11 protein-coding genes are annotated in these 12,855 nt (G+C 37.2%); 7 read left to right on the forward strand and 4 right to left on the reverse strand.

The window, feature by feature from the left end:
• Window positions 1–89: 89 nt before the first annotated feature.
• Together ACN0VI_RS01045 and ACN0VI_RS01050 are read right to left on the reverse strand one after the other, a co-directional pair.
• Complete coding sequence (locus ACN0VI_RS01045; protein WP_417445459.1) at window positions 90–1,391, reverse strand: hypothetical protein; 1,302 nt, start codon at window positions 1,389–1,391, stop codon at window positions 90–92.
• Between the two features lie 535 nt (window positions 1,392–1,926).
• Window positions 1,927–2,769, reverse strand: coding sequence for a hypothetical protein (locus tag ACN0VI_RS01050; protein ID WP_417445460.1), 843 nt, complete (start codon window positions 2,767–2,769; stop codon window positions 1,927–1,929).
• Window positions 2,770–3,195: 426 nt separating this feature from the next.
• On the opposite strand from ACN0VI_RS01050, the gene ACN0VI_RS01055 reads away from it, so the two are divergent.
• The 7 genes from ACN0VI_RS01055 to ACN0VI_RS01085 all read left to right on the forward strand — a co-directional run bounded on the left by ACN0VI_RS01055 (window position 3,196) and on the right by ACN0VI_RS01085 (window position 11,534).
• Window positions 3,196–4,581 (forward strand): DNA methyltransferase, encoded by a 1,386-nt coding sequence (locus ACN0VI_RS01055; protein ID WP_417445461.1) that lies wholly within the window; start codon window positions 3,196–3,198, stop codon window positions 4,579–4,581.
• Window positions 4,582–4,592: 11 nt separating this feature from the next.
• Entirely contained in the window at window positions 4,593–5,582 is a 990-nt protein-coding gene (locus ACN0VI_RS01060; RefSeq protein ID WP_417445462.1) for a hypothetical protein, read from the forward strand.
• A 2-nt stretch (window positions 5,583–5,584) separates the two neighbouring features.
• Window positions 5,585–7,603, forward strand: a complete 2,019-nt coding sequence (locus ACN0VI_RS01065) for a hypothetical protein (RefSeq protein ID WP_417445463.1) — start codon at window positions 5,585–5,587, stop codon at window positions 7,601–7,603.
• Complete coding sequence (locus ACN0VI_RS01070) at window positions 7,587–8,537, forward strand: hypothetical protein (RefSeq protein ID WP_417445464.1); 951 nt, start codon at window positions 7,587–7,589, stop codon at window positions 8,535–8,537. The genes ACN0VI_RS01065 and ACN0VI_RS01070 overlap by 17 nt, the downstream gene beginning before the upstream one ends.
• 419 nt (window positions 8,538–8,956) lie before the next feature.
• Complete coding sequence (locus ACN0VI_RS01075) at window positions 8,957–10,375, forward strand: NfeD family protein (RefSeq protein WP_417445465.1); 1,419 nt, start codon at window positions 8,957–8,959, stop codon at window positions 10,373–10,375.
• A gap of 20 nt (window positions 10,376–10,395) precedes the next feature.
• Window positions 10,396–11,139: a slipin family protein gene (locus ACN0VI_RS01080; protein WP_331890699.1), complete on the forward strand. Its 744-nt coding sequence runs from the start codon at window positions 10,396–10,398 to the stop codon at window positions 11,137–11,139.
• A gap of 2 nt (window positions 11,140–11,141) precedes the next feature.
• Window positions 11,142–11,534: a DUF3224 domain-containing protein gene (locus ACN0VI_RS01085; protein ID WP_417445466.1), complete on the forward strand. Its 393-nt coding sequence runs from the start codon at window positions 11,142–11,144 to the stop codon at window positions 11,532–11,534.
• 43 nt (window positions 11,535–11,577) lie between these two features.
• Here ACN0VI_RS01085 and ACN0VI_RS01090 read toward each other — a convergent pair whose 3' ends face one another.
• Together ACN0VI_RS01090 and ACN0VI_RS01095 are read right to left on the reverse strand one after the other, a co-directional pair.
• Window positions 11,578–11,970, reverse strand: a complete 393-nt coding sequence (locus ACN0VI_RS01090; protein ID WP_417445467.1) for a VOC family protein — start codon at window positions 11,968–11,970, stop codon at window positions 11,578–11,580.
• Window positions 11,971–12,022: 52 nt separating this feature from the next.
• On the reverse strand, window positions 12,023–12,664 hold the full coding sequence (locus tag ACN0VI_RS01095) for a hypothetical protein (RefSeq protein ID WP_417445468.1): 642 nt from the start codon (window positions 12,662–12,664) through the stop codon (window positions 12,023–12,025).
• Between the last annotated feature and the right edge of the window lie 191 nt (window positions 12,665–12,855).

The following is a 12,855-nucleotide window of genomic DNA, read 5'->3' on the forward strand; positions in this document are numbered from 1 at the left end:
AGCTATTATTTTGGACCAGATATCCTTTGCGAGAAAAACTGACAAGCCAATGTTTAATAGTTTAACAATTGTATTTTATATTATGCGAATTATTTGTTTGCCTCATCTTTATCCATAAAGAATAGGTTTATCCAATACTCTTTCCAGCTCTCAATATTGGACTCCAAATGAGTCGTCATTATTTTTGTTATTGATAAACGGATATAACTTTTCAATTTTCCTACTATTTGCTCTGGTGTATATCCTTTTGTCTTGAGCTTTCTACCATGAACGATAGAACTTCTACATCCATATGCAAGCTTCATGAAGTCGAATATCTCTTTTCGCTCTGTACCATTATTCGATAGATACAGCGCTGATCTGGTTTGAACCTTAAAAGCTATAGAGTCATTTTCTCCGCTACCACTTTCAGAACCATGGTATATAGACTCACAAGCAATAACTAAGTCAACTATTTGATCGTCTATTAGCTTTCTTTGATTAGATAAATACAACCGTCTAATTGCAAATGACAAAAAACCTAAGACTTCATCTTCAAAAAACTTTCTATGCCTCAGCCAGAATGATTTAAAGTTACTTGCCTCCTCAGAAGACAAATACATCCCTTTAGTTGTGTGAGCGTCTATATGACTTTCTCGTGACTCATTAACACTACCAGAAAATATATTGTCATTAATTGCAACTGTACAAACTGCTTTTATTGACCCTCCCTTAAATACTGTTAATGCCTGTAAAACGGCCTCCTTCTCTTTATTACGATTATATTCCTTTAACAGATATTCTTTGGTTTCAGTCTCATTATCTTCTATTTCACCAATAAGCTTAAAAAGTTTGCTCTTTTGTTTAAGTGCATACCTTATGGGTTTCACAAACTTTTGATCTAATGCAGGTGGGAATAAGACTACTCCATTTTCTAACATACCCATCATTTCTTTATCACCAAATCTGATAATCGATAAGTTTTCAGATAGTACTAATTCTTGCTGCTCCTGGTCATATCCGTATATAAATGTATAGCTAAATCGATTGAATTCCTTTCTGTAAAAGAAAGATTCAAGTAATTCATAAGCACTTTCTATTTCATCAATAAAAACAGCTCTACTTATATCCACACCTTCTCTTAATGCTTTCAAAATAGGCCATGTCATTACATATTTAAGCTCAATTAAGGATGATTGACCTACATCTCCTACAAGATTATTTATGTGCTTACTGAGTACAAAGTCCTTATATATCTCACTTTTTAGAGCGTTATATTCATTTGATTTTTTTTCTTTAATAACTTTATATGCATCATAAATGCAAAGCTCCCATAGCTTTGCTATATATTCTTGCTTTATATAATGCCCATCACCTGTTGGAACCCACATTTCATTAGGTGTATTTAGCATACTTAATATTATGAACTTCAATAATATCTAAGAGAGCTAAGGAAAATTTAAGGAATGCATCTTTGAGAACCGAATTTTGAAACTTTATTTCTTTATTAATATTATTATCAACCATATATTTATCCAACTAATAACTTTGTGTGATTACATTAAATATCAATGTAACTATTGCTAAGTAGTAAACTTCGTTCAATTCTAAGCAACTGATTTGGTTTAACCCTTTTATTGGTTAATACTTAACGTCTAGGTAAAGCACATATAAACGCTCCTGCTCTAAACCTGACAAATAAGTAGTAACTCTGACAAATTGACTGTTAGTTGCCTGACAGTCATCGTAGAGCAGATAATCAATAACTTAACAGTAATAAAGTACCCATCACTCCAATTCATGAAGGCTAACCCAGACAATTTGACTGTGAAAGTACGATAGCGACCACGAATCATCTTCATCATCATAGTACGTTGTTCAATTCGTTAAATATTTTCCTTTCACTTACTCACTTTATTCTCCGGCTTTTTCTTAGATAAACTAAGCTTAATGATTTTTGTTAAAGGGACTATTAGAGATCAAAACTGGTAGCTCAGATTTAAAGTAGCTTTTAAACTCTTTCTCTAGAGTCATGACAGAGCCCTTCAGGTGGTTGAAGATTAATAAATTAGATTGTTCGATATTTTTTACATAGCCCGTTAACATAGTCCAATACTTAATTTCTATAACATCAGGATTAAGTATATCTTTAGAGTTACAGGGCTTGCTCCCAGCTCTACACTTATTTATATACTGCGTAATTCTTACACTAGTATCTCTATATTCACCGAAATAAAACTCATGAAAATTGTCTAAAGTATATTTGAACTGCCCAAATAGATCTTTTGAAACGCTAATATCTTTTAACGTATTGTGCAAAGAGGGCTCAGATGATAAAAACTTTATTGTCTCACCATTAATACTAAACAGCTCTGACCTCGGTGACATCCCAGGCCTATATGCAAGCATGAATAAGTCTTTATCTTCTATATTATCCTTATTTATAAACTCATTCCTATACCCAGCTACAAACCTTAACGTATCCATATAGTTATAATACAGCTCTGCTGCCAGTATTTTTTTCGTGTTAAACTCTTTTTTCTTGTCTCTGTAGTTTTGAATTTGGAATGCAATCCAAGCACCCGCAAAAGCCCCAACCATTGATACTAAAGTTGAATTAATGAAGGTAGATGTTCCAGGCAGTACAATATGAGTATTAATAAAGCCTTTATACGGTTGGCAGTTCGCCCATAAATAGGAATGGGTTACTAGCAATATTACCAGCAAGACCATAAAAACTATTAAGCTTGTAAGAATCCCCCTCTCCTTCTTCTCTACTCTCTCTTTCAAACCCTCCCTCCCCTTTAATCACATATTAACAGCACACAAAACATTTCCAGATGGTAGCACAATGGAGAATAGTCTAATAATAAAGGTGATTTACGCCAAACTAACCCATGCTTTTAGGTTCAAACCTGACAATTTGACTGTTAAGTATGACCAACCGAAATAGCTGGGTATGGCTCTCTCCTTGTTTGGCTCAGCGCCAGAAAGTTGCCACGTGGCAACTTGTGGCGACTTTTTCATACATACTTAGCTTTCTTGTACAGCCATTCAGAAATAGCAAGAATAGCCACTTTCAAATCAATAAGTTAGTCGCTCATAATACAAAATTTAAGTACGTTCTCCGCTGCAGACATGGAAAATGAGATAGGTTATAATGACCTTTAGCACCAATTAACCATACTATAAATAACAAATAAGATTAGGGATACTGTGGGGAAAATAGAAAGTTCGCTCAAGCTCCTTACTAACAATAACCTGGAGATTGCTAATAAAAACCTGACCCAGCTGTTAGAAGAGTACAAATATAAGAAGAAACCTATACAGGTAGATTTTCGGAAGCTGGTTTCTTGGGAAAGATGCGGTGAAAGATTTACACACCGAATACACCCTTATCCAGCAAAGCTTATTCAGCAAATCCCTGTTTTTTTCTTAAGTAACGATATCCTTTCGAAAAAAGGGGATTATGTACTAGACCCTTTTAGTGGTAGTGGAACTGTTCTTCTCGAAGCAATACTTCAAGGTCGCCACGCCATTGGCTCAGACTCAAACCCCCTTGCTAGACTTATCACTTCTGTTAAAACTTCAAAAGTTAACAGAACCACTTTAGAGAGTTTACTCAATAACATTGAGAATAATTTAGATAGTTGTACAACTTCTTATAAACCAGAGGTTGTAAATATGGATTATTGGTTCAACAAAAAAGCTAAAAACCAGCTCACAAAAATTTATAACTGTATCACCTCGATTCCAAATAAAAAGTATAGAGATTTCTTCTTGTTATGTTTATCAGCCACAGCAAAAAGAGTAAGTTATGCTGATCCAAGATTATCTGTACCAGTAAAACTTAACAAAAATCGCTTTGAAGTTGATAGCAAGAACTATATTGCCGTTAGCAGAAAACTGTCATTGCTAGATGGCATTGATTCGCTTTCGGTTTTTAGAGAAATATGTGAGATCAATATTAAAAGAGCAGAGTCATTGAGTAATGAGCTAAACTTAAAAAAGCTGAAGCCAAAAATCAAACTCTTCAACGATGCAAGAAAACTAATGCAGGTAGGGAAAAAAGTTTACGATTCTTCCGTTCAGTTAGTTATTACATCTCCTCCGTACGCAGGTGCACAAAAGTACATAAGATCTTCCAGCCTCTGCTTAGGATGGACAGGCTTATGCAAACCGCATGAATTAAGAAAATATGAGGATAAAAACATAGGAAGAGAGCACTATGTTAAGCACACTTATCAAGAACTACTGATAACAGGTATATCTCAAGCGGATAGTTTGCTAGCTCAAATACATAAAATTAATCCTTTAAGAGCACATATAGCTGCTAATTATTTATTAGAAATGAAAGATGCAATCAAAGAGGCCTATAGAGTATTGAAGTCGGGTGGCTATTTCGTATTAGTTTCATCTAACAATAGAATATGCAAATTTGACTTTAACACACATGTTTACTTAGTAAAAATAGCAAAAGATATAGGGTTTCAAGTGACCCTAGAACTCGTTGACGAGATCCATTCAAGAGGTCTAATGACGAAGCGAAATAAAACAGCAGGAATTATAAATTGTGAATATATCTATTTACTAAAAAAATAATGGGAAAGATTATGGATGAACTTAATGATTATCTTGATGAATTAAAAACAAAAATTGTATCTCTTAATATTTATGCTTGGGGAAACATCCATCATTGGGATGAAATAGAAGACTGGATTAATAATTTTAATAACTCAGATATAGATTTTACTGACAAGCATAGAGCAAACCTTTTACACTTACTAAGTCACTTTCTTTATTTTGGCTCAAGCGAGATGAGGGAGCTACTAAAATCTTTATATAGAGATTTTTTTCAAAGAGAAAGAATAAAAGAGATCAGAAAAGAGAATGGTGACACCAAAGACTTAGCCTTAGTTAGCACAAAGTATGAAGAAGTATTAAACCTAACAAGATTTTACGGCATCGGAAACCCTAGTGAAAGCGGCACTCACCTACTTTACTACTTCAGACAAGAAAATAATATATCTAAGAAACTGTTTTCACATTCTGGTGAAATTTTTGATATAAAATCTTATAGCGATTCGACAAAAACTGAAGTGAGCCTTTCTGATCTATCTATAAAACACTATGTTTTTTTAGATGACTTTGCTGGTTCTGGCCAGCAGGCTGTTCGGTACTCAAACCAAAAAAACTTGATTAAAAATATAAAAACATTCAATCCTGAAGCAGTGATATCATACTTCGCACTAGTAGCCACAGAAGACGGGTTATCAAAGATAAAATCAAAGTGTGACTTCGACTTTGTCGACGCTGTATGCATATTAGACAAATCATTTAAATGTTTCAGCAAAAATGCTAGGCAGTTCATTGTAGATAATAAATATATAGATAAAGAACTTACAAAAGACCTATGTGAAAGCAATGGCAGGCTACTATCAACAAAGCCTCTAGGTTTCGGTGATGGCCAGATATTACTATCTTTTAACCATAATACGCCCAACAATACCTTGCCTGTTTTTTGGAGTTCGGGAAATGAAAACAAACCATGGAAACCAATTTTTAAACGATACCTAAAAAGCTATGGTAGTACTTGGAGTTAATTGTGGATAATCAAATCGAGAATCCTTTTACAGTCGTAAAAGCTAATGACTACACTAACGCACAGATTAATGATAACTGGGTTGATATTGCATTAGAGCCAAAAAGTGGTTTTATTAATATAATAAAACCTACTACAGCAACTCCCATGATCATAAAAGGTGGCAAAGGAAGCGGTAAAACTCACTTAATGCGCTACTTCTCATATCCTATCCAGAAAATGAGATGCCCTGATTCAAAATGTCTAATTGACTATATTTCTGAAGAAAGATTTATTGGCATTTATAATCGATGTGGCGGGTTAGATGCTGATAGATTTTCTAACAAAGGGTTTGAGGAAAGTAAATGGAAAGTTTTGTTTCAATATTACTACGAACTCTGGATAGCACAATATTTTATTAACACCCTAACTGACTTACTAGCTTCATCTAACATTACTGATTTTAATGAAAGATTGTTCTGTGAAAAGGCTTTTGACCTATTTACAAGATCGGATGATGTAGAAATATTAGAGATCAATCATTTATTAAACTTTCTTAAGACTAAACAACACGAACTTGACCACTTGGTAAATAATTGTATTTATACTAATGAATTACAACCAACTATACTATGTAATCCTGGGGCTTTAATATTCGGCTTACCTAAAATTGCCCAAGAGTTATTACCCAGTCTAAGCAATACATTGTTTGTCTATATGTTTGATGAAGTTGAACATTTGAACAGCTATCAACAGCAGCATCTACAATCATTATTAAGAGAAAGGAAGGAGCCCTGCACCATTAAACTTGGAGTTCGAACTTACGGTCTATTAGATCTTAAAACCTTTGCCGCAGATGAAATAAATCGTGAAGGTGATGAATTAGAAATCATTAGGCTGGACGAAGAGCTACGAAACCAAAATAATAAAGCATATACAAACTTTGCACTAAGACTTTGTTTGACACGACTTATAGACTCTGGGCTTATACCAAAATCATTTCAACCAGAAAATTTGTATAATTATTTCGACATCGATGTACCTCCGAGTAAAGACAGTCGAGTTACTAGTGGCATTAATGGATCATCCATTTCAAAATTGAAAACTGAACTTCATAAGTATACTGATTTTAAAAAAATCACTATCAAGTCTATTTGCCAGAATCTTGCTATTGATAACGATCCAATTACAGAAAAGGCTGCCATTTTTTGTTTTTATCAAGCTTGGGGATCTGGTAAATCTTCTAACTTTTTGTCTATATCAGAACAGATCAAACAAGCTATTAGTGAGTACCTGGCCAATCCTAGCAATTCTGGCAACCAGATTTATAATGCCCTTGATAAACATAAAAGCTCTTTTGAGGCACAATTAAGAGAACAGCATAATATAAAAGAGTATTATAGTGGTTTAAATGAGATCATTGACCTATCAAGGGGTTTTCCTCGCAACTTCTTGACCATTTTAAAATTTATCTACCAAAGAGCACTAGTAAATAATGAGGAGCCTTTTGTTCGCCCAATTTCTAGCCAATCTCAGTTTGAAGGTATCAAGCAAAGTTCGGATTGGTTCTTTGATGATGCTCGTGTGACAGGGTCAATGGGTGAAAATATCCAAACAATAATTAGACGTATTGCAGAACTTTTTAAAGCTGAGCGTTTTTCTGACAAGCCTATAGAAGCGGCTCCTATTAAATTTGATCTTGATATCTCTAATCTTGATAACTCTTCACATACCTTGCTTAAGACAGCAGCGCTTTGGTCATTTTTTATAAAAGAAAAAAATGAGCGTCTTGATAAAAACAGCCAACGAAAAAATAATACTTATATTTTGAATCCACTGCTGTCACCATACTGGAAACTCCCTATTGCCAAAAGGGGTACTCTCCCCTTAAATAAAAATGCTCTTGATGCCATTTTTGATTTGGATTCATCAATACCGTACAAGGATTACTTTTCTAATTTTAAGAATAAACGTAATGTTCCGTTCAATTTGAAAAATATAACTTCTAGTCAAGGAGACCTTTTCGATGATGGAAATCTATGATCTTTTTTATAAAGATGAATTTACTGATAATGTTATAAAAACAAGCAAGTTTGATAAGTTCATTTCTGCATATAATCAAAGTGAACGTGTACAAGGCATGTTTCAGAAAATTACTGCTGATCATAAGATATGGCTTATATTCCCTGAATACAGATATCAACCTGAAGAACTTTCAGATATTGGAAAGTATTATATATGTGAAGGAAATACCTCTGGTGAGCAAATAATTAGTTTTCTAAATAATTCTGGCTTAACTCCTTCTGATAATATTTTGATTGATATCACAGGATTCATGAGACCTCAACTAGCAACTTTTTTAAAATATTTGCATAGAAATAAGTTTACGAAATTTGAGCTTGTTTATAGTGAACCAATGAATTATACAGACCAGGAAAAAACCACTTTCTCATATGGCAACTTATCTAAGGTAATGCCAGTTACTGGCTTTGAGGGGCCAACTAACTCTACAGATACAGATGATGTCCTTATAGTAGGAACAAGTTATGATCATACTTTAATAAAAAAAGTATGTATCGCTAAAGAGCATGCCAAATATAAGTTTCAGTTAGTAGGCTTCCCCCCCTTGCGCCCTGACATGTATCAAGAAAATATTTACCGCGCGTCTAAGGCTATTAATGAAATCGGGGAAAAGGCTTTCAAGAATAAAGTTTTCGCTCCAGCAGACGACCCATTTATAACGGCTAAAAAGTTAAGTGAAACAGTTAAACGTATCGAGCATGAAAACGGTTATACTAATCTCTATTTGTGTTCACTAGGTACTAAGCCTCAAACTGTCGGGTTTGTCCTTTATTATCTTATTGAGCTTGAACAAGAAAATAAGCCCGCCAGATTAATTTACCCTTTTTTTGAAAAATACTCCCGCGAAACTACTCAGGGCAATTATCGCAGCTGGAAATATACCATCGAGTTCTAATTACTAGGTACAATAGAAGTACACTCGTGAGACCTTCTTATGTAAAATTAATCATACTCAATTATAGTTACTGATTGATATTAAATACAATTTAAGCAAACTTATACAAACTCATTAAGTTACGATTATACTTAAGTCTTTGAAATATTGGGGAATTGAAAATCCTTGTGTCGGCAGTTCAATTCTGCCCCGGGCCACCATTATTCAAGAAGCCTAGCTAGAAATAGCTGGGCTTTTTTGTGTCCGCAATATTTTAGTATTAGTTCATCTCTTCTAATTTACGTCTTCAAAATTTCTTGCTGCTTAATTCTTATACTATTTTTGTATTCCCGCGCCATTCGCGCTACATTATTCTCTATGGCATGAAGCCATGAATCCCTGCTTCCTGATCTTGGAAGCATTTGCTAGAAGGATTTGGTATGAAACAGGCTTTGTACATTGCGCTGTCTTTTCTACTCCTGTGCTTTTCTGCGCAGCAACTTCACTCTGCTGAAACAAACTCGCCTAAACGCGCCATGCAGCTCACGCTCGATGGCTCGGTCAATCCAGCTATAGCGCATTTCCTCGTCGAGAATATTGAGGAAGCCGCTGAGCAGGATTACCAGCTGATTATTATCAAGATGAATACCCCTGGCGGTCTTGATTTGGCAATGCGGGACATTATTCGCGCCATTCTATCGTCGCCGGTTCCTGTCGCGACTTATGTTTATCCGCCTGGCTCCCGTGCTGCCAGCGCCGGGACTTATATCCTGTATGCCAGTCATGTTTCGGCTATGGCTCCGGCCACTAATCTTGGCGCAGCTACGCCGGTGTCTATCGGTGGAATGCCTTCTCCCGAACAACCGAATCAGCCGGAACAAGGCAAAGAACCTAGCCAAGATGAGGCAAGTTCTGATAAGTCAAAAGAACAACCCAATCAATCTGCGCCATCCAATAAAACAGCCATGGAAAAGAAGGTCATCAATGATGCGGAAGCTTATCTAAGAAGTCTCGCCGCCTACCATGGCCGCAATATCGATTGGGTTAAAAACGCAGTGCGAGAAGGGGAAAGCCTTTCTTCAACCGAAGCGCTTGAAATTGGTGTTATAGATCTGATTGCTGAAAACCCACAACAACTCTTATCCATGATTCATAAAAAGTCGGCTCGGCTGCCCAGCGGACAAGCGGAAATTGATACCGAAGGCATGACCATAGAACTCGTTGAGGTTGACTGGAAGACACAACTCTTAAGCATTATCAGCGACCCGAACATTGCTTACATCCTGTTAATTGTTGGTATCTATGGCCTGATTTTCGAAGGCTATAATCCCGGTACTTTTATTCCCGGAGTCATCGGTGCAATCTGTTTACTGCTCGCTTTCTATGCCTTACAAATTATGCCCGTGAATTATGTCGCAGCCGGATTACTTGTTTTGGGAATTGCCTTGCTGGTCGTCGAAGCCTTCGCACCCAGTTTTGGCATTCTCGGCGTTGGCGGCATTATTGCCTTTATTCTCGGCTCCTTCCTGCTCTTTAATGAACCGGAAACAGGAATGGCAATTGCCATGCCGATTCTCATCTTCGTTACCATCGTCAGCGTCATATTGCTGAGCTTCGTACTTAGTCTCGCCATTAGAGCCAGGAATAGACCCGTGGTCACCGGCACCGATGAAATGATGTCGGAAATTGGCGTGGTCGAACACGATTTTGAAGACAAAGGCTGGATTAAAATTCATGGAGAAATCTGGAAGGCTCGAAGCGCGCAACCCTTAAAAGCAGGACAACAGGTCAAAGTAGTAGCCGTTAATGATTTAGATTTAGACGTCATCCCAATCTCGGATGACAAACCCAAACTTTAAGCTCAATAGAAGGATTTATTATGAACATTTTTTATCCGATTATTCTGGCGCTGATCATACTGACAGTTGCCAGCATGTTTAAGATTCTTCGCGAATATGAACGTGGTGTAATCTTCATGCTTGGCCGCTTCTGGAAAGTCAAAGGCCCGGGTCTTATTATCTTAATCCCCTTCGTGCAACAAATCGTGCGCGTTGATTTACGTATTATTGTTATGGACGTTCCTACTCAGGATGTGATTTCCCGAGACAACGTCTCGGTTAAGGTTAACGCCGTGGTTTATTTCCGTGTGGTCGACCCTCAAAAATCTATCATTAATGTTGAACATTACTACGATGCAACCAGCCAATTAGCGCAGACCACCCTGCGTTCTGTACTCGGCCAGCATGAACTGGATGAAATGCTCGCCTCCCGCGAAAAGCTCAATGAAGACATCCAGGAAATTCTTGATAGCCAGACCGACGCCTGGGGCATTAAAGTTTCCAATGTGGAAATTAAACACGTCGATCTGGACGAAAGCATGATCCGCGCCATCGCCCAACAGGCAGAAGCCGAACGTCGTCGTCGTGCTAAAGTCATTCATGCACAAGGTGAAATGGAAGCCTCGCAAAAGCTCTTCGAAGCCGCTCAAGTTCTGGGGCAAAAAGAAGAAGCTTTGCAATTACGTTATTTGCAAACCCTGACCGAGATCGCGGGTGAAAATAGCAATACCATTGTCTTCCCATTACCGATAGATCTGATTAAGAAATTTATAACTAAGGAGTAATAATGAAAATAGAAGGTCAGTTTTCTGTCACCCTGAATCCAATTGAATCTGCCATCAATGGAACTGATGGCATGAACTTTCGTCGTATGTCGATAGAAAAAGTCTTCACTGGCTCATTGGACGCCACCAGTAATGGCGAAATGCTCAGTGTCATGACGCCTACAAAAGGTTCTGCAGGGTATGTAGCGATAGAGCAAGTAGTTGGTTCGCTTGATGGAAAACAGGGTAGCTTTGTTCTACAGCATTATGGGGTGATGGAGTTAGGTGCTGAGAAATTAACGCTTGAAGTTATACCCGACTCTGGCGTGGGTCAGTTAGCAGGACTATCCGGGCAGATGAATATTTACATTGAGGATGGCAATCATTTCTACGAATTTGAGTATCAGCTGCCTTAGCGATCACGGTGCGTGACGACGCAGATCCTGCCCTAGGGGTACCCTACGTTTGATTATTTTCAAACTCATAATCTAGCTCTACTATTTCAAAATGATTACCCGCAGGGTCTGCATAAGTGGCTACCATTCCAAATCCCTCATCATGTGGGGCAATAACTTCAGTTGCCCCCAGCTCTTTAAGGCGTGTAATAGCGGTTTCCAGGGAGTCTACGTTGAATGCTATTGATATAGTAGCGTTTCCTTCCTCAGATTTGTTTAAGTTTTCAGGAGGATGAATGCCAAAATGAACCTTTCCAATATCAGCTCCATAATGCTCAACCAACCCACCATGCTCTTCCTTCTCGAATACGATTCCTAGAGCTTTAGAATAAAACTCAGCAAGCTTCTTCGGTTCTTTTGAAGCTATGATGACACCGCAAATAGATTTCACATTCATGATATTCTACCTATTGCCCATTTTTTCGATGCTTTTTCAAACTGTAGTTATCTTAAAAAGTCACGCCAAGAATTCTCGCTAAAATCTTTGCTAAGGCTTTGGTGGTCAGTTTTCCAGCTTCTTTCCCTGATGACTTTATTAATTCATCAACAAACAATCTTAACTTTGACTTTCTTCCGTCGGCCTTATTAAATTGCTCAAAGTCTTTATTCAGATTTGGTATTTCACTTACCGCAATCTTATCCAAGACATCTACCAAGACTTTCTTATGCACTGTTACTAAGTTAGGGTTAAACGATGAGTCTGTAAAGCCATCAACATCTGCAACCCACTCCTGGAACCATTGCCCTAACATGGGATCACGAACAATAAAGACTATTCGCTCTCCTTTTATCTCAAAGGCTTTTTTATTGATGAGTTCAACGAGTGAGGCTTTGGCTTCTTCTTCGGGCAACTGTTGATATCGTAGCTGTACTTCTTGATATAAATTTCTTACCTTTGTCTCAGTAAGACTCAGTTCTCGAGCAGCTTTAAATGTATCTTTTGGAAACTTATATCTTCCATCAGATATTAAAAGATGCATAACCAACACATCGATATCTCTTTTTTGCATTCGCCCCAGTCCTGCTCCTAGATAGTGCTCAAGAAATTCTTCACAAAATTTGGATGGGCGACCTATTTCTATATTTGCCATTTGTTTCCTTGTTAGCGTTATGGTTTTTGTTGCGCTATTTGTTTTGATGACTTTATTAGTATTATTGCTTGTTTACAAGTATGGGCTTTCGCCTTCGCGAGAGTGACATGATAAAAATGGGGACACTTTAACCCCGCCCTACCAAACGATATAGGCCATGGTATTTGGGGCGAGCGGCGCTCGCCCTTTTG

Origin of the sequence: Kangiella sp. (genome assembly GCF_048265365.1) — a bacterium.
Taxonomy (GTDB): Bacteria; Pseudomonadota; Gammaproteobacteria; order Enterobacterales; family Kangiellaceae; genus Kangiella.